This is a genomic window from Actinoplanes sp. NPDC021490 (assembly GCF_055562135.1).
The window spans coordinates 309,825-327,604 of record NZ_JBVHFW010000006.1 but is presented as its reverse complement, the minus strand read 5'-3'; the positions used below and the strand labels follow the sequence as shown (position 1 = coordinate 327,604).

Genomic DNA, 17,780 nt, shown 5'->3' with positions numbered 1-17,780 from the left:
AGGCCGGGGCGGAGGGTTTCCGGCTTCCGGGTGCCGGCCGCGCTGCCTAGCGTCGTTCCTATGATCGAGCTACGTGAGCTGACGAAACGCTACGGCGACCGGACCGCCGTCGACGGGCTGACCGTGCGGGTGCGGCCGGGGGCCGTGACGGGCTTCCTCGGGCCGAACGGTTCCGGCAAGTCCACGACGATGCGGATGATCCTCGGCCTGGACGCTCCGGACCGGGGCGAGGCCCTGATCGGCGGGGTCCGGTACGCCGGCCTGAAGCGGCCGTTGACGACGGTCGGCGCCCTGCTCGACGGGGGCGCGTTCCATCCCGGCCGCAGTGCCCGGGCCCACCTGACCGCCCTGGCCGCCAGCAACGACATCCCCTTCTCGCGGGTCGGGCAGGTGCTGCGGACGGTCGGGCTGACCGACGCGGCGACCCGACGGGCCGGCACCTATTCGCTCGGCATGCGCCAGCGGCTCGGGGTCGCCGTGGCCCTGCTCGGCGACCCCGGGGTCCTGCTGCTCGACGAGCCGGTCAACGGGCTGGACCCGGAGGGCATCCGCTGGATCCGCGACCTGCTGCGCGGGCTCGCGGCCGAGGGCCGGACGGTGTTCGTCTCCAGCCACCTGATCGCCGAGATGGCCCTGACCGCCGACCGGCTCGTGGTGATCGGCCGCGGCCGGTTGCTGGCCGAGACGACAGTCGCCGAGCTGGCGGCGGGCGGCGACAGCCTGGAGGACGCGTTCTTCCGGCTCACCTCGCAGGACACCGAGTACCGGGGAGTGGAGGCATCGTGAAGAGCACGATTCGGATGGAATGGATCAAGCTGCGCAGCGTCCGGTCGACGTGGTGGCTGGCGATCGCCGCGGTGGCCTCGATGGCCGCGGCGGGGGCGGGAGTGGGTCTCGGCTATCGGACGCACACCCCGGTGGCGACCGCCGCGCAGATCTTCAACAACAGCCTGGGCGGCGCCATCCTGGCCCAGTTGCTGCTCGGGGCGCTCGGGGTGCTGATGGTGACCGGCGAATACGGCAGCGGGATGATCCGCTCGACGTTCGCCGCCGTTCCCCGTCGCCGGACCGTTCTGGCCGCGAAGGCGGTCGTGGGCGGGGGCGCGGCGCTCACCGCAGGCCTGGCCGCGAGTTTCGCCGGCTATCTGGCCGGGCAGCTCGCGATCCGCGGCACCGCCATCCCGGCCGCCTCCCTCGGCGACCCGACGATCCTGCGGGCGGTCCTGCTGACCGGCGTGTACCTGGCGGCCACGGCGCTGATCGGGGTGGGACTGGGAACGGTCGTCCGGCATTCCGGCGCGGCGATCGGCACGCTGTTTGCCCTGATGTTCGTCCCGATGATCGCGGCCGGGCTGTTCGGCGAGGGCGGCATCGCGGTCGGCCGGTTCCTGCCGCTGCTCATGCTGCTCAACTCGATCGCCGTCACCTCACCGATTCCCGGGTTGTTCCCGGGCTGGATCAGCGCGTCGCTGATGTGCGGGTACGCGGCGGTGGTGGTCCTGGGCGGCAGCGTCCTGATCCGCCACCGGGACGCGTGAACGGCGACAATGGACCGATGACCGCCCCGTTCAGCGCCCAGGCCCTGCGCCAGGTGGTGTTCTGCGTCGCCGGGGTGGTCAGCGCGCTCACGGTCCTGGCCGTTCCGGCGATCCTCCCGGCCGCGGGCGTCCTCGTCCTGTGGGCGACCGGGGCCTTCGCCGATCGGAACGCCCCCGTCGTCGCCCCGATCTTCCTGGTCCTGCTTCCGCTGACCGTCGCGCTCCTGGTCCTGCTGGGCCCGCGGATCGGGCGTGCGATCGGGGCGGTGAACCGTTTCCTGGCCGACCGGCTGCTGGGCGAGCATGTGGAGGCGGGCGAGCCGGGCTGGCGTGCGGCCGGGTACGCCCTGCTCAAGGTGCCGCTGGCCATACCCCAGGGCTATGGCGCGTTCTGTTACGTGTTCGGCGTGGTCAATCTCAGCTATCCCGTGTGGTGGCCGCTGTTCCGTAACCACCCGCCCGGCACGACCCTGGGCCCGGTGCACGCGCTGACGCCGTTCGGCACCCTCGGCACGCGCACGTTCGCCGGAACGTTCCTCATCGCGGCCGCGGGCCTGGCCATGCTGCTGGCCGCGCCGTGGCTGATGCGGGCCGGCGCCGCCTGGGACGTGGCCGCCATGCGCCGGCTGCTCGGCCCGCGCCGGCTCGCCCAGCGGGTCCGCGAACTGCAGGCCACCCGGGCTCAGGCGATCGACGACGCGGCCGCGATGATGCGCCGGCTGGAACGGGACCTGCACGACGGCGCGCAGGTCCGGCTGGCCACGCTGGCGATGAACCTGGGCATGGCGACCGAGAAGCTCGGCGCCGACGGCCCGCCGCCCGACCTCGCCCAGGCCCGCGAACTGGTCGCGCTCGCCCACCGTGGCGCCAAGGACGCCCTGGCCGACCTGCGCGACCTGGTCCGCGGCATCCACCCGCCGGTGCTCGACAACGGCCTCGGCGACGCGCTGGCCACGCTCGCGACGAGCAGCGCCATCCCGGTCGCGGTGAGCGTCGAGCTGCCCGGCCGGCCCGCGCCCGCGATCGAGACCATCGCCTATTTCTGCGCCGCCGAGCTGCTGGCCAACGCGGCCAAGCACAGCCGGGCGAGCCGGATCACGCTGGGAGTCGTCCGGTCCGGCGGGCAGGTGGTACTGACCGTCGAGGACGACGGCGCGGGCGGGGCCGACCCGGACGGTCCCGGCCTGTCCGGCCTGGCCCGGCGGATCGCCGTCGTCGACGGCCGGATGCGCGTGCACAGCCCGGCCGGCGGTCCGACCCGGGTCGGCATCGAGCTGCCCACAAACGTATGAACGGAGGCGACGGCATGCGGGTGATCGCGGAGGATGCCGCGACGAACGGAGGCGACGGCATGCGGGTGGTGATCGCGGAGGACGCCGCGATGATGCGCGAGGGGCTGGTGCGGCTGCTCACCGACCGCGGTTTCGAGGTGTGCGCGGCGGTGGCCGACGCCGACGCTCTGCGGTCGGCGGTGGCGGCCTTCACCCCGGACGTGGCCGTCGTCGACATCCGGATGCCGCCCACGCACACCGACGAGGGGCTGCGCGCCGCGATCGACATCCGGCGCGAGCAGCCCGGCGTCGGCGTGCTGGTGTTCTCGCAGTACGTGGAGACCCGCTACGCGACCCGGCTGCTCGCCGACCGGCCCGGCGGCGTCGGCTATCTGCTCAAGGGCCGGGTGGCCGACGTCGCCGACTTCGTGGACGCGCTGACCCGGGTCGCCTCCGCCGGGACGGCCCTGGACCCGGAGGTGGTCGGTCATCTGATGCGGGCCGGGCAGCACACGACCGGGGTGGCCGCGCTGACTCCGCGCGAGCGGGAGGTGCTGTCGCTGATGGCTGAGGGGCGGTCGAACGCGGGGATCGCGGCCGCTCTGGTGATCACGCCCGGGGTCGTGGAGAAACACGTGGCCAACATCTTCGCCAAGCTCGGTCTGCCCGCTTCGGACAGCGACAACCGGCGGGTGCTGGCCGTCCTGCACCACGTCGGCGCGGTGGGCAACTGAACCTACTCGAGGGACCAGCCCTCGAGAACCTCGGCGACGGTCACGGCCGTGGGTGGTTGCGGTGTGCTTGCGCCCGTACGCCCGAAGCGCGGCGCCGGTGCGGGCTGGGTGACCCCGTCCACGTCGACGAACGTCCCGCGCGCCCGGTTGTGCGGATGGGCGGGCGCCTCGGCGGGGGAGAGCACCGGCGCGACGCAGGCGTCCGAGCCCTCGAACACGGCCGTCCACTCGTCGCGCGTCCGGCGGCGGAAGGCGGCGGCGAAACGTGACCGCAGCACCGGCCAGCCCGATCGATCGTACGGGCCGGGAAGGTCTTCGCCCTCGAGCCCGAGCCCGGTCAGCAGGGCCTGGTAGAAGACGGGTTCGAGCGCGCCGACGGCCATGAACCGGCCGTCGGCCGTCTCGTACGTGTCGTAGAACGGCGCCCCGCCGTCGAGCAGGTTGGTCCCGCGCCCGCCCGGCCACGACCCGCCGGCGATCATCCCGTGCAGGAACGTCGTGAGCAGAGCCGACCCGTCGACCATGGCCGCGTCGATCACCTGCCCGAGCCCGGAGCGGGACCGTTCGACCAGGGCCGCGAGCACCCCGACGGCGAGCAGCATGCCGCCCCCGGCGAAGTCGGCCAGCAGGTTGATCGGCGCGTGCGGCCGCTGCCCGGCGCGGCCCAGGGGTTCGAGCGCCCCGGCGACGGCGAGGTAGTCGATGTCGTGCCCGGCCCGGGCGGCGAGCGGACCGTCCTGGCCCCAGCCGGTCATCCGGGCGTACACGAGACCGGGGTTGATCGTGTGGCAGTCGGCCGGCCCGAGACCGAGACGCTCGGCGACCCCCGGCCGGTATCCCTCGACCAGCACGTCGGCCCGCTCGGCCAGCCGCAACAGGTCGGCCCGGCCCGCGTCGGTCTTGAGGTCGAGGGTGATCGTGCGGCGGTTGCGGTCGAGCGGTCCCGGCGGCATGCCCGAGCCGCCGGGACGATCCACCCGGACCACCTCCGCGCCCAGGTCGGCCAGGATCATGCACCCGAACGGTCCCGGCGCGAGCCCGGCCAGTTCGACGACCCGGATGCCGGCCAGCGCCGTCACGCGGGCTCGAATCGGGGGCCGTAGCGGGCGGCCAGGTCGCGTGCCCGTCCCGCGAAGTCGGGATGCTGGTTGGCGAAGCGCAGCACGCCGCCGGTCCAGGCCGGGTAGCCGATGCCGAGGATCGAGCCGACGTTGCCGTCCTCGGCCGTCCGCAGCACCCCCTCGTCGAGGCAGCGCCGCGCGTCCAGGGCCTCGGCGAACAGGAACCGGTCCTTGAGGTCTTCCAGGGGCACCGCGCGCCCGGCGGGCGTCGCCATGGCCGCGAGACCGTCCCAGAGCTTTTTCGGGGCATTCCCGTACGTGTAGAAGCCGCGCCCGGCCGCCCGTCCGGGCCGATCGTGCTGGTCGACCAGGGCGTCGACCACGGCGTGGGACGGAAGCGCGGTGAAGGATTCGCCGGCCGCCTCGAACTGGCGGCGGATCCGCTGCACGAGGGTCAGGCTGACCTCGTCGGCCAGGGCCAGGGGACCGGTCGGATAGCCGGCCTGCAGCGCGGCGTGCTCGATCGACGGCGCCGGCACCCCCTCGGCCAGCATGCCGATGGCCTCGTCGAGGAACTTGCCGATCACCCGGCTGGTGAAGAAGCCGCGCCCGTCGTTGACCACGATCGGCGTCTTGCCGATCAGCCGGCCCAGGTCGAACGCCCGGGCCACCGCCGCGTCCGACGTCCGCTTCCCGACGACGATCTCCAGCAGCGGCATCTTGCCGACGGGGGAGAAGAAGTGCATGCCGAGGAAGTCGTCCGGCCGCTCGACGCCGGCGGCCAGCCCGGTGATCGGCAGCGTGGAGGTGTTCGAGGCGAGCAGGGCGTCCGGCGCCACGACCGGCAGCACCTCGGCGAAGACCGTCTGCTTGAGGGCCGGATCCTCGAAGACGGCCTCGATCACCACGTCACAGCCGGCCAGGCCGGCGGGGTCGGCGGTGGTGGTGATGCCGGGCCCGGCCGCGCGGGCGGCGAGCTCGGGGGTGACGTCCTTGACGACGACTTCGAGACCGGCCCGGGCGCAGGCCTGGGCGATGCCGGCGCCCATCATGCCCGCGCCGAGCACCGCCACCCGCCGGGCCGGCGGCACCTCGGCGCGGGGGCGGGCCAGGCCGCCGTTGACCGCGCGCATGTCGAAGAACAGCGCGCCGATCATGTTCTTGGCGATCCGGCCGGTGAGCAGCGTGATCAGGTGCCGGGTCTCGATCACCTGGGCCGTCTCGAAGCCGACCTGCGCGCCCTCGACCGCGGTGGCCAGGATCTTCTCCGGCGCGGGCAGCGAGGCGCCCTTGAGCTGCTGCCGCAGGGTGGCGGCGAACGCCGGGAGTTGCGCCGCGGGCAGCCCGCCGGGGATCCGGTAGCCGTCGCGGTCCCAGGGCTGGGCCGCGTCCGGGTTGGCCAGGATCCACTCGCGGGCCTGCGAGAGCATCTCGGCCGGGGTGGCCGCGAGCGCGTCGGCCAGTCCGTGGGCGACGGCGTCGGTGGGGCGGAAACGGCGGCCGGTGAGCAGCCAGGTCGTCAGCGCCGGGGCCAGGCCCAGCATCCGGACCGTCCGGGTCACGCCGCCCGCCCCGGGCAACAGCCCCAGCGTGACCTCGGGGAAGCCGAGCCGGGTGTCCGGCCGGTCGAGGACGATCCGGTGGTGGCAGGCCAGCGCCACTTCGAGGCCGCCGCCCAGCGCCGCGCCGTTGACGGCGGCCACGACCGGACGCCCGTACGTCTCCAGGCGCCGGAAATCCGCCTTGATGGTGCTGAGCAGCCGGAACAGGGCGGGCGCGTCCTCCCGGCCGGCGCGGGCCATCGAGGGCAGGTCGCCGCCCGCGAAGAACGTCTTCTTGGCGCTGGTCACGATCACGCCGGTGACCTGGTCGCGTTCGGCGTACAGGCGGTCGACGGCGGCCGACATCGCGGTCACGTAGGCCGCGTTCATGGTGTTGGCCGACTGCGCCGGGTCGTCCAGGGTCAGCGTGACGACGCCGTCGTCGTCGCGGGAGTAGTCGATCATCAGAGCCTCTCCAGGACGGTCGCGACGCCCATGCCGCCACCGATGCACAGGGTGACCACGGCCCGGCGCTGATCGCGCCGTTCGAGCTCGTCGAGGGCGGTGCCGAGCAGCATGGCGCCGGTCGCGCCGAGCGGGTGGCCCAGCGCGATCGCGCCGCCGTTGACGTTCACCGTCCCGGGGTCGAGGCCGAGGTCGCGGATGTACTTGAGGACGACGGCCGCGAACGCCTCGTTGATCTCGAACAGGTCGATGTCGCCGACCGTCAGACCGGCGGCGGCCAGGGCCTTGCGGGTCGCGGGGGCCGGGCCGGTGAGCATCAGCGTCGGGTCGGCGCCCGTGACGGCGGCCCCGGCGATCCGGGCGCGCGGGGTCAGGCCGAGCTCCTCGCCCACGGAGGCGGAGCCGATCAGCACGAGGCCCGCGCCGTCCACGATGCCGGACGAGTTGCCGGCGTGGTGCACGTGGTCGAGGCGTTCGAGCCAGTGGAACTTGCGCAGGGCGACGGCGTCGAAGAAGTCCGTACGGGCGAACGACGGTCGGAGCCGGCCCAGCCCCTCGACCGTGGTGTCGGGGCGGGGGTGCTCGTCGGCGGTGAGGATGTCGAGGCCGTTGGCGTCGCGTACGGGAACGATGGAGCGGCTGAAGTGGCCGCCGGCCCAGGCCTTGGCCGCCAGGTCCTGCGACCGGACCGCGTACGTGTCGACGTCCTCGCGCGAGAAGCCCTCGAGGGTGGCGATCAGGTCGGCGCTCACCCCCTGCGGCACGAAGTCGGTGGCCAGCGACGTCTCGGGGTCGAGGAACCAGGCCCCGCCGTCGGAGCCCATCGGGTTGCGCGACATCGATTCGACGCCACCCGCGACGATCAGGTGTTCCCAGCCCGAGCGGACGCGCGCGGCGGCCTGGTTGACTGCCTCGAGCCCGGAGCCGCAGAAGCGGTTGAGCTGGACGCCGGCGACGGTGTCGGGCAGCCCGGCCAGCAGCGCGGCGGCGCGCGAGAGGTCGCCGCCCTGCTCGCCGACCGGGGTGACGATGCCGAGCACGAGGTCGTCGATGCGGGCCGGGTCGAGACCGGGCAGGCGGCTCCGCAGGGCATCGATCAGACCAGTGACCAGGGTGATCGGCTTGACGCCGTGCAGCGCGCCGTCCGCCTTGCCCCGGCCGCGCGGGGTGCGGACCGCGTCGTACACGAAAGCCTCGGTCATGGTTTCGCCTCGGTTCTCCGCCGCGGGGCGTCACAGCGCACGGGCGATCAGCTCCTTCATGATCTCGTTGGTGCCGCCGTAGATCTTTTGAACGCGGGCGTCGGCGTACATGCGCGCGATCGGATACTCCGTGGTGTAGCCGTAGCCGCCGAAGATCTGCAGGCAGCGGTCGACCACCTCGCACTGACCCTCGGTCAGCCACGCCTTGGCCATGGCCGCCGTGGCCACGTCGAGCTCGCCGCGGGCGTGCCGGGCGATGCAGTCGTCCAGGAAGACCCGGGACACCCGCGTCCGGGTCGCGCATTCGGCCAGCACCATGCGGGTGTTCTGATGGCCGATCAGCGGCTTGCCGAAGGCGGTCCGTTCCTTCGCGTACGCGGTGGCGAGCTCGACGGCCCGCTGCATCGCGGCGACCGCGCCCACGCCGATCACCAGGCGCTCCTGGGGGAGCTGCCGCATCATCTGGAAGAACCCGCTGCCCTCGGTCTCGAGCAGGTGCGTCGCGGGCACGCGGAAGTCGTCGAAGAACAGCTCGGCGGTGTCGTTGGCGTGCAGGCCGATCTTCTGGAGCAGGCGCCCGCGCCGGAAGCCGGGAGCGTCGTCGCGCAGCTCGCAGACGATCAGGCTGATCCCGGCCGCCTTCTGCGCCGGGTCGGTCTTGACCGCGAGGATCAGCAGGTCGGCCAGGCCCCCGTTGGTGATGAAGGTCTTGGAGCCGCTGATCAGGTAGTCGTCGCCGTCGCGGACCGCCCGGGTCTTGATCTCCTGCAGGTCGGAGCCGCCGCCGGGTTCGGTCATGCCGATCGCGCCGACCAGGTCGCCCGAGCACAGTCCGGGCAGCCAGCGCCGTTTCTGTTCCTCGTTCCCGTACGCCACCAGATAGCCGGTCACGATGCCGCTGTGCACGGCCAGGCCGAGGCTGCCCTCGCCCACGACCATCTGCTCGTGCAGCATGACCGCCTCGTGGGTGAAGTCGCCGCCCCCGCCGCCGTACTCCTCGGGAACGCTCAGCCCCAGCAACCCGAGCGCCCCGGCCTGCCGGTAGTGCTCGCGGTCGGGGTGGCCCTGCTGTTCGTGGCGCGCCGCATGCGGCAGCACCTCTTTGACGAAGAAGGAGCGGGCCAGCTCGGCGAGGTCGTCGTGCTCGGGCTCGAGCCACGCCGGCGAGTACCCGTCCAGTCCGGGGGTGAGCATGGTCCCTACCCTTCCGAGTTATTGGCAGACTGTCAACAAGGGCGTGCAGTAAGGTCCAGACGATGAGTGTGGAGGCCGGACAGCGACGGCGTCTGGAGCCGGACGCCCGCCGGGCGCAGATCCTGTCGGTGGCCGTGCGGCTGTTCGGTGAGCGCGGCTACGCCGACGTATCGACCACCGATGTCGCCCGCGAGGCCGGGGTGGCCCGCGGACTGGTCAACCACTACTTCGGAACGAAGAAGGACCTCTACCTCGAAGTCATCCGGGTCATGCTGACCGTACCCGGGGTGGCGATCGCCGGGCTGCCCGAGGGCGACCTGCCGACCCGCATCGACGCCATCGTCGCCTGGTTCCTCGACGTCGTCTCCCGCCACAGCCGCTCGTGGCTGGCCGCCATCACGGCCGGCGGCATGGCCGGCGACACCGACGTCGACCGGGTGATCGCCGAGGCCATCGACACCGCCGCCGACGCCGTGCTGACCGCCGTCGGACAGGACACGACCGGCCCGGCGCAGCACGCGATGGCCCGCTCCTACGTCGGCCTGGCCGTCTCCACGGCCCGCGAATGGCTGCAACGCGGCGTGCTCACCCGGGCCCAGGTGCACCGGCTGCTCGCCACCACCCTGCTGACCATGGTGGAACAGGTCTTCACGGACGTCTGAGAGTTCGCCGCGCTCGTCCGTTCGGAGGGGTGTGTTCCGTCCCGGCGATGGCCACGATGAAGTATCTGCGCGCTTCACGCGGACCCATCACCGGTGCCCATACCTCTGCACGGCGGAGTCAGACATGGATTCGGAACGGTACAGCGTGGACACCCTCACCTTCGGCCCGCACTTCACGGCGGACGGGGCCGAGGAACTCAACGACTTTCTGGACGGCACCGGCCGTAAACGCCCGCTGGTGCACACCGGACGCCGCTCCGGGGGCCGGGCCGTGGTCGAGGTCCACGAGGGTGACGCCACCGACATCTTCGAGACGCTGCAGGCCGCGCGGCCCGGCACGGGCGCCCAGCGGGTCCCGCTGCTGCTCGGCGGGACGTTCAAGCTGCTGGGCCGGCACTGGGGTCACGGAACCTCGTGGTCCGAGCTCACCGGGGAGCCGGTCGACCTGAGGCCCCCGGCGTTCGCCGGCACCGCGCCTGGGGGCAACCTGCGCCGCCCGGTGATCGCCCTGCTCGACAGCGGGGTGCAGGAGCACGAATGGCTCAAGTCCGAACCGGACGACCCGTTCGTCCTGCGCGCCGAGGACCTGCCGGCCCCCGAGCACTGGGACGGCCGGGTGCACGACGTCCACTCGGGCGACGTCTCCGCGGCCGGGCACGGCACCTTCATCGCCGGGCTGCTGCGGCAGGCCGCCCCCAGCGCCCGGGTGCTGTCCCTGCGGGTGATGGACGACCACGGCCGGGTCGAGGAAAACAACGTGATCAGGGCCCTGGAATGGCTGGCCGCCTACTACGAGCCCCGGGAACGCCCGGTCGACGTGGTCTGCATGGCCTTCGGCCGCGAGAACGACCCGGCCGACACCGTCGATCAGCTGCGCAAGGCGCTGGAGCCGCTGGCCGAGCTGGGCATCCCGCTGGTCGCCTCGGCCGGCAACGACCACGAGACGTCCTCGCCGATCTATCCCGCCGCCTTCGAGTTCGTCACCGGGGTCGGCGCCGGGTTCGGCCGCTACCACGCCGACTTCAGCAACTACGGCGACTGGGTCGACCGCTATCGCGACGGCGTCGACGTGGTCGGGCCCATGCCGGGCGGCAAGCTGGCCAAGTGGAGCGGCACGTCGTTCTCGGCCGCCGCCTTCGCGGGTGACCTGGCGCGTCCCCATGTCCGCTGACGTCCATCTCGGCGCCCTGCTCGAACGGGCCCGCGACGGCGACCGCGAGTCGTTGCGCGAACTGGTGCACGAGCTCGATCCGGTGCTCTGGCGGGTGGCCCGCGGGCAGGGCCTGACGGCCGAGGACGCGGCCGACGTGGTGCAGACGACCTGGCTGGAGCTGCTGCGGCGGATCCACGAGATCCGTACGCCCCGGGCGGTCACGGCCTGGCTGATCACCGCGACCCGGCGCGAGGCGTGGCACCGGCAGCAGCGGGGCCGCCGCGACATACCCGACTCCGCCACCGTGCTTGAGGCGGCGGTCGACTCCGGCCCGCCGCCCGACCAGCGGCTGATCACCGACGAGCGCGACCGGGTGCTGTGGCGGCACTTCGCCCGGCTGTCCGGCCGCTGCCGGGAGCTGCTGAGCATCGTGGCCGAGGTGCAGCGGCCCGACTACGCGGCCATCGCCTCCGGGCTGGGCATGCCGCACGGCAGCATCGGGCCCACCCGCGCCCGGTGCCTGGCCAAACTGCGCTCGATGCTGCTGGCCGACCCGGGCTGGGGCGCGTCGTGACGTCGCCCGGCGGCCCCGGTCGCCCCGGCGGCCCCGATCGCCCCGGCGGCGCCGATGGCCTCGGCGGCTCCGGCCGCCTCGACGGCCTCGAGGGCTCTGACGGCCTCGACGGTCTCGATGCCGAAATTCTCGCGCGGATCGCCCGGCTCGACCCGCCGCCGCCCGGCCTGGACGAGCGGGTGCTGTTCGCCATCGAGCTCGACCGGGTCGACGCCGAGGTGGCCAAGCTGACCGCGACCGCGTACGCCGGATCGGGCGCGCGGGCGGCCGAACGCACCCGGACGATCACGTTCGGGGCCGACAGCCGGACGGTCATGATCACCGTGGTCGAGCGGTCCGACAACCTCGTCCGGATCGACGGCTGGCTCGCCCCCGGCGCGCCCCTGCAAGTCGAGCTGCGCCTGCCCGAACCGGCGGCCTCCCGCACGGTCACGGCCGACCCGTCCGGCCGGTTCGTGTTCGACGAGGTGCCGCACGGCCTGGCCCAGCTGCTGGTCGACGGCGGAAACGGAACCGGGCGGGTGGTGACGCCATCGCTGGTGCTCTGACCGGACGCGCGGGCGAGCTGTTCGCGGCGGGCCTGGCGGCCAGCGACGACGGCCGCCCCGCCCTGGCCGTGCGCCGGCTGCGCGCCGCCCTGCGGCTGACCGGCGCCGGCGACCCGGCCGCGCGCGGGCGGGTGCTGGTCACGCTGGCCTGGGCCGAGGCCGAGCGGGGCCACGTCGAGCTGGGCCACCGGCTGCTCGACGAGGCCGAACCGCTGACCCCGCCCGAGGGCCGCCCGGTGCTGCACGCCCAGCGGGCCGCCCTGTTCAACCGCAACGGCCGGGCCGACCTGGCGATGCCGTGGTTCGACCGGGCGATCGCCGGCCTGTCCGAGCCGCTCGACCTGGCCAAGGCGCTCAACAACCGCGGCATGCTGCACCTGGACTCGGGCCGGGTCGCTCCGGCCCGCGACGACATGACCCGCGCTCTGCGCCTGTGCCGCCGCCACGGCATCGAGCCCGGGATCGCCTTCCTGGAGGTCAACCTGGCCTGCCTGGACGTGGTCCGGGGCGACCTGCCGGCCGCGCTGGGGTCGTTCGCGGCGTCGCGGGTCACGTACTCGCGGGTGGTGCCGGGCCGGTTGCCGACCCTGGCCGTCGAGCGGGCCCGGGCGCTGGTCGCCGCCGGGCTGTTCCAGGCGGCCGACCGCGAGCTGGCCTTCGCCGTGGCCCAGGCCCGCTCGCAGGCCCAGGACAACACCGTCGCCGAGGCCCTGCACGTCCGGGCCGAGGCGGCGCTGCTGGCCGGCCGTCCCGCCGCGGCCGCGGAATGGGCCGCGGAGGCCCGCGCGGTCTTCGTCCGGCGGGGCAACCCGCGGCGCGCCGCGCTGGCGGCCTTGCTGGGTCTGCGAGCCGCGCCCCGGTCGAGGGCGGTCGCTGCGCGGGCGCAGCGGCTCGCGGTCGAACTGCGGCGGCTCGGACTCACCGAGGACGCCCGCGTGGCCGCCCTGACCGCGGTGCGTTCCCTGATCGCGGACGCGGCGGCTCCGGCCACGAGGCTGCCTGCCACCGACAGCGCCGACGCTGGGCCGGCCGATGGTGACCGCGCGTGCGGACCGCCTGATCGTGGCCGCGCGGCCGTGGTGACTGCGGGAGGTCTTCTCGCGCGGTATGGACGGCCCGGCCGGCACGATCGGCTCGATACGCGGCTGCTGTGGCGGCTCGCCCGGGCCGAGCTGGCCCGCGCCGCCGGGCGGCCCGCGGAGGCCGACCGGGAACTGGGCGCCGGGATGGCCGCGCTGCACCGGCACCGAGCCCGGTTCGGATGCCTCGATCTGCAGACCGGGGCGTCCGCGCACGGGCACGACCTGGCCGCGGCGGGCCTGGCGGCGGCGCTGGAGAACGGTTCACCGGCCGGCGTCCACCGCTGGTCGGAGCGGGCCCGGGCGCAGGCGTTGCTTCTGCCCCCGGTGCGGCCGCCCGACGACCCCGCGGTGGCGGCCGCGCTCGAGGATCTGCGGCAGACCCGGTTCGCGCTGCGGGCGGCCGAGCTGGAACGCCCGGAAGTCCCGGCCGCGGCAGCACGCGCGGGTTCCTTGCGCGGGCGGGCCGAGGAACTCGAGCGACTCGTCCGTGAGAGTGCGTGGTCGGTGCGGGGCGGCGGCCCGGGCGGGAACAAGGTGGCGTCGCTCGCGGCGGTTCGGGCCGGGCTCGGCGGGGCGGCCCTGGTGGCGTACGTGCGCACCGGTCTCGATCTGAAAGCGCTCGTCGTGACCCGGGACCGCGCCGTCGTGGCCGGGCTGGGGGAGTGGGCGCCGATCGAGGAGGCGGTGCTGCGGCTGCGGGCCGACCTCGACACCGCGGCCGGGCGTGCGCTGCCGGAACGGCTGGCCGTCGCGGTCGCCGGCGCCACCCGCCGCGACGCCGGGGCGCTGCAGGCCGCCGTGCTCGACCCGATCGCCGAGCTGATCGGCTTGCGCGACCTGGTGGTGGTGCCGACCGGGGTGCTGATGACGGCGCCGTGGGCGCTGCTGCCGAGCTGTTCCGGGCGGCCGGTCACCGTCACACCGTCGGCCACGGCCTGGCTGGCCCGGCGCGGTGTCAGCGGATCGGCCGGGCACCGCGCCGAAGAATCGGCCGGTCGCGGTGCCGAAGGATCGGCCGGGCACCGCGCCGAAGAGTTGGCCGGTCGCGGTGCCGAAGGATCGGCCGGGCGGGGTGCCGAAGAGCCGGCCGGGCGCCGCGCCGAAGGATCAGGCGGACGCCTTGTCGAAGGACCGGCCGGGCGTCGTGTCGAGGGACCGGGCGGGCCGGTGAGCGGCCCGGTCGCGCTGATCGCCGGGCCGGGCAACCGTCGCGGCGCCGACGAGGTCGGCGAGATCGCCGCGCTGCACCCGGAGGCGATCGTGCTCACCGGTGACCGCGCCGGCCCGGCGGCCACGCTGCGGGCGCTCGACGGAGCCGGGCTGGCCCACCTGGCGGCGCACGGGCGGCACGAGGCCGAGAACGCGCTGTTCTCGGCGCTCGAGCTGGCCGGTGGTCCGGTGCTCGGCTACGACCTGCAACGCCTGGCCCGGCCGCCCCGGCTCGTGGTGCTGTCGAGCTGTGAGCTCGGGCTGAGCGAGGTGCGGCCGGGCGACGAGTCGTTCGGGATGGCTTCCGCCCTGCTCGCCGCGGGCACGGCGACCGTCGTGGCCAGCGTGGCCCGCGTCGCCGACGAGGACGCCCGCGCCGTCATGGTGCGTTTCCACCGGTCGCTCAGTGCCGGCGACACCCCGGCCCGGGCCCTGGCCGGGGCGGCCGCGGGCACCGGGTTCGTGTGTTTCGGGGGCTCCTGATCAGGCCGCGAGGGCCGCGGTCACGTACGCCTCGATCTGCCTCTGGGCCGCCGCGGCGACCGACGTCAGCCGCAGGCCCAGCTCGCGCCCGTCCGTGCGGTCGGCCCGCCGGACGACGTCGCCGCTGACCTCGAACGTCGAACCGGACAACGACACGTGGACGGTGACCCGGTCGCCGACCGACACGGCCGCGTTGCGCGGCAGCAGGCAGCCCAGGCCGTCCGAGCTCAGGTCGATCAGCTCCCCGTCCACCGCGGCCCGGCCGGCCACCCGCACGGTCAGCGGCCCGGCCGCGGCCATCCGTTCGTTGCGTCGGCGCTCGAGGCGGTCGGCGACCTCGGACAGGTCCTGGATCTGCTCCATCGTCGCGCCGACCGTGCTGTTGAGCCGTTCGACGATCTGGTGCTGGTCGTCGGCGATGCCCCCGAGCTGGCCCATCGCGCTCTCGATCTCGGCGACGCCGCCGACGATCGCGGACAGCGTGCCGCCCATCTGCGCGACGTCGGCCTCCAGAGCCGCGATCGTCGCCGCGATCTGCTCGGTCGACTCGGCCGTGGTGCCGGCCAGCTTCTTCACCTCGTCGGCGACGACGGCGAAGCCCTTGCCGGCCGCGCCCGCCCGGGCCGCCTCGATGGTGGCGTTCAGGGCCAGCATCCGGGTCTGCGACGCGATCTCGCCGATCACCCCGGCGATCCCGGCCACCTGGTGCAGGCTGGTGTTCAGCTTGGTCGCGGCCTCGTCGGCCGAGCGGGCCCGGTGCACCATCACCGCGGCCGCCTCGCTGGTCTCCGCGACCCGGCCGTGCGTCGCGGTGGCGGCCTCGCGGGCCGCGCCGACCTGCTCGACCACGGCCTGCAGCCGCTCGGTGATCACCGCGCCGGACTCGTCGATCGCCTCGCGGGCCCGCCGGCGCAGCCGATGGCTGTTCTTGCGCTGCTCCTGCTGGGCGTCGAGCAGCCGGTGCTCGCGTTCGGTGCGCAGCTGGTCGATCTCACCCTGCCGTTCCTCGGTCAGCGTGGCCAGCTCGGTGCGTATCTCGTCCAGTTCGCGCCGGTCCCGCCGCCCGCGGCGGGCCGAGCCGAGCGCATGCGCTCCCACGGCCACAGCCAAGGCGACAAGGACCCAAAGCACAGTCACGGCACGGGACTCCTGTTCGACGGTCGGCGATTGGCCCCCAGAATCGGTCCCGCGCGTCCGCAGTTGAGGGGTCGGCCCGTCCCGGCTCAGGCCGGATAGTCGGCGGCCGTCGTGAAGACGCCCACCACCGTCGCCTCCCGGACGTCGAAGCTCAGCGTGAGGAACCGCCCCGGCTCGACCTCGACACTCGACGGGTTGGCCTGGTCGGGGTGTCCCGAGTCGTAGAGCTGCACGTCGGGGTAGCCGTCCCACGACTTGGCCGGGTCACGCACCAGCCGCCCCACCGTGTCGCGGTGCTCGGAGAAACGCTTCGAGAGATCCCCGTACGTGACCAGGACCTCCCCGGTGCTCAGCGGCAGCGCGTGGTGCGAGGACGCGGGCATGTCGGTCGGCTGGGCCTCGCTCCACGTGTGGCCGCCGTCGGACGAGCGGCACATCCAGGCCCGGTCGGCCGTGGTGCGGATCAGCGCGACCACGTCGCCGTCGTCCAGCACGGTCAGCGTGGGCTCCTGGAAGTGCACGTCGGGGCCGGCGCCCAGCAGCACCTCGGACGAGGCGGGCCAGCTGCGACCGCCGTCCGTGCTGCGCACCACCGTCGCGCGCTGCCACTTCTCGCCGGGGAGACGACCGTACAGGGGGAGAAGCACGTCGCCGTTGGGCAGCTCGGCCGCCCCGCCGTGCGACGCCGCCCAGGTCGGCACGGCCGGGGTGAACCGGCCACCCTCGTCGATCATGGCGGTGCCGACCGGTATCGGCTCGCTCCACGTCCGGCCGCCGTCGGTGCTGCGGTGCACGAACGTGCCGTGCGTGGTGTGCAGCGGCGTCGTGTTCCAGTCGATGACGAAGTAGCTGAGCAGCACGGTGCCGTCGGCCAGCCGGGCCAGCTTCGGATCGCGGTCGTCGAACTCGCCGTCGACCGCCACCCACGGCGACGACCACGTCTCGCCGCCGTCCGTGCTTTCGACCAGGCTGATCCGGCCGTCGGACCGGACGTGGCCCGCCCCTTCCCGATAGGTGGCCAGCAGGCGGCCGTCGAGCAGCCGCACCACATCGGGAAAATGGGCCAGCTGACCCGCTTCGGCTCGTGCCACGGTGAACGGCGTCGGCACGCTGTACCCCCTCCGATATCGGTTCGGGGGTCCATCTAACCCCGGCGCGGGCCGGTCGGCCGACCCCGGGTCGGCCGATTCCGGATGACCACGCCGAAAAACCCCTCGCTTTCGCGAACAATCGCCCGATTCGCCGGTATGGTCGGCGGCATCGACACTGTCACGCTCTGGCGTCCCACAAGTCAGGCCGAACTCGACCTCGTGGCCGGGTCCGGCTGGCGGTCCTGGCCGTCTTCGCCCGTGGACCGCCCGCTGGTCGGGCGGGACGAGGCCACCAAGATCGTCCGCGAGTCGCTGGTGCCCGCCGAGGGCGTCGGCTACGTGACCCGGGTGCAGGTGGAGCGGTCGTTCTTGGGTCGCGGCGAGGCGCTCGAACACCTGACCGGCGCGATCACCGAGGAGGCCGATTTCCGCGGCCCGGTCGGCGACGACGAGTTCGCTGAGGCCGAGGCCGTGCTGGGCCGGCCGCTGCCCGCCGCCTGGCGCGAATACCTGCAGGGCGATTCGTGGCTGCACAGCGGCTGGCTGGAGAAGAGCGGCACCTACGTCTCGCTGCACTCGCCGCGCGAGATGATCGAGCTGCACGACGCCTGGCGCGACACGGTGGCGACCCACCCGGGCATCGCGATCATCGGGGGTGACGGGTCGCGCGAGCAGCTGGTGCTCGACCTGCGCCAGGACCCGGCGCCGATCATGCTGGCCGATTTCGCCAGCGAGGGCTGGGAGACGACGTTCCGGCAGGCGGAGGACGTCGGCGAGCTCCTGACCCGGATCGAGGCGGGCACGTTCGCCATCGATTTCGGCAGCGACTGAGGGG

Annotated in this window: 16 protein-coding genes; 10 read left to right on the top strand and 6 right to left on the bottom strand. The window is 74.0% G+C overall.

All coding sequences use genetic code 11. From position 1 onward, the window contains the following. Positions 1-60 precede the first annotated feature (60 nt). The 4 genes from ACZ3I4_RS19525 to ACZ3I4_RS19510 are packed head-to-tail and all read left to right on the top strand — an operon-like array spanning position 61 to position 3,543. Positions 61-786 carry an ABC transporter ATP-binding protein gene (locus tag ACZ3I4_RS19525; protein WP_465383350.1) on the top strand — a complete coding sequence of 242 codons (726 nt, stop codon included), beginning with the start codon at positions 61-63 and terminating at the stop codon, positions 784-786. Beyond that, positions 783-1,538: an ABC transporter permease gene (locus ACZ3I4_RS19520; RefSeq protein ID WP_465383349.1), complete on the top strand. Its 756-nt coding sequence runs from the start codon at positions 783-785 to the stop codon at positions 1,536-1,538. Before ACZ3I4_RS19525 ends, ACZ3I4_RS19520 begins: the two co-directional genes overlap by 4 nt. A gap of 17 nt (positions 1,539-1,555) precedes the next feature. Then, entirely contained in the window at positions 1,556-2,830 is a 1,275-nt protein-coding gene (locus ACZ3I4_RS19515) for a sensor histidine kinase (protein ID WP_465383348.1), read from the top strand. Positions 2,831-2,889: 59 nt separating this feature from the next. Further along, the gene (locus tag ACZ3I4_RS19510) at positions 2,890-3,543 is read left to right on the top strand and encodes a response regulator (protein ID WP_465383463.1); all 654 of its coding nucleotides are present in this window, start codon (positions 2,890-2,892) and stop codon (positions 3,541-3,543) included. A 2-nt stretch (positions 3,544-3,545) separates the two neighbouring features. Here ACZ3I4_RS19510 and ACZ3I4_RS19505 read toward each other — a convergent pair whose 3' ends face one another. The 4 genes from ACZ3I4_RS19505 to ACZ3I4_RS19490 are packed head-to-tail and all read right to left on the bottom strand — an operon-like array spanning position 3,546 to position 9,006. Further along, a complete protein-coding gene (locus tag ACZ3I4_RS19505; protein ID WP_465383347.1) occupies positions 3,546-4,622 on the bottom strand; it encodes a CaiB/BaiF CoA transferase family protein in 1,077 nt (358 codons plus the stop codon). After that, positions 4,619-6,610, bottom strand: a complete 1,992-nt coding sequence (locus ACZ3I4_RS19500; protein WP_465383346.1) for a 3-hydroxyacyl-CoA dehydrogenase NAD-binding domain-containing protein — start codon at positions 6,608-6,610, stop codon at positions 4,619-4,621. The genes ACZ3I4_RS19505 and ACZ3I4_RS19500 overlap by 4 nt, the downstream gene beginning before the upstream one ends. Beyond that, positions 6,610-7,812 (bottom strand): acetyl-CoA C-acetyltransferase, encoded by a 1,203-nt coding sequence (locus ACZ3I4_RS19495; RefSeq protein ID WP_465383345.1) that lies wholly within the window; start codon positions 7,810-7,812, stop codon positions 6,610-6,612. The genes ACZ3I4_RS19500 and ACZ3I4_RS19495 overlap by 1 nt, the downstream gene beginning before the upstream one ends. A gap of 30 nt (positions 7,813-7,842) precedes the next feature. Next, on the bottom strand, positions 7,843-9,006 hold the full coding sequence (locus tag ACZ3I4_RS19490; RefSeq protein ID WP_465383344.1) for an acyl-CoA dehydrogenase family protein: 1,164 nt from the start codon (positions 9,004-9,006) through the stop codon (positions 7,843-7,845). Between the two features lie 62 nt (positions 9,007-9,068). Here ACZ3I4_RS19490 and ACZ3I4_RS19485 point away from each other — a divergent pair, with 62 nt between their 5' ends. From ACZ3I4_RS19485 to ACZ3I4_RS19465, 5 genes are all read left to right on the top strand, one after another. Continuing rightward, positions 9,069-9,668, top strand: coding sequence for a TetR/AcrR family transcriptional regulator (locus ACZ3I4_RS19485; protein ID WP_465383343.1), 600 nt, complete (start codon positions 9,069-9,071; stop codon positions 9,666-9,668). Between the two features lie 124 nt (positions 9,669-9,792). Continuing rightward, on the top strand, positions 9,793-10,839 hold the full coding sequence (locus ACZ3I4_RS19480) for a S8 family peptidase (protein ID WP_465383342.1): 1,047 nt from the start codon (positions 9,793-9,795) through the stop codon (positions 10,837-10,839). Next, positions 10,829-11,395, top strand: a complete 567-nt coding sequence (locus ACZ3I4_RS19475) for an RNA polymerase sigma factor (RefSeq protein WP_465383341.1) — start codon at positions 10,829-10,831, stop codon at positions 11,393-11,395. Before ACZ3I4_RS19480 ends, ACZ3I4_RS19475 begins: the two co-directional genes overlap by 11 nt. Then, positions 11,392-11,943 (top strand): hypothetical protein, encoded by a 552-nt coding sequence (locus ACZ3I4_RS19470; protein WP_465383340.1) that lies wholly within the window; start codon positions 11,392-11,394, stop codon positions 11,941-11,943. The genes ACZ3I4_RS19475 and ACZ3I4_RS19470 overlap by 4 nt, the downstream gene beginning before the upstream one ends. A 68-nt stretch (positions 11,944-12,011) precedes the next feature. Further along, a complete protein-coding gene (locus ACZ3I4_RS19465) occupies positions 12,012-14,717 on the top strand; it encodes a CHAT domain-containing protein (protein ID WP_465383339.1) in 2,706 nt (901 codons plus the stop codon). On the opposite strand, the gene ACZ3I4_RS19460 is transcribed toward ACZ3I4_RS19465, so the two are convergent. Beyond that, entirely contained in the window at positions 14,718-15,815 is a 1,098-nt protein-coding gene (locus tag ACZ3I4_RS19460; RefSeq protein ID WP_465383338.1) for a methyl-accepting chemotaxis protein, read from the bottom strand. Positions 15,816-15,940: 125 nt separating this feature from the next. Further along, positions 15,941-16,963, bottom strand: a complete 1,023-nt coding sequence (locus tag ACZ3I4_RS19455; protein WP_465383337.1) for a sialidase family protein — start codon at positions 16,961-16,963, stop codon at positions 15,941-15,943. Positions 16,964-17,047: 84 nt separating this feature from the next. On the opposite strand from ACZ3I4_RS19455, the gene ACZ3I4_RS19450 reads away from it, so the two are divergent. After that, on the top strand, positions 17,048-17,776 hold the full coding sequence (locus ACZ3I4_RS19450; protein WP_465383336.1) for an SMI1/KNR4 family protein: 729 nt from the start codon (positions 17,048-17,050) through the stop codon (positions 17,774-17,776). Positions 17,777-17,780 lie beyond the last annotated feature (4 nt).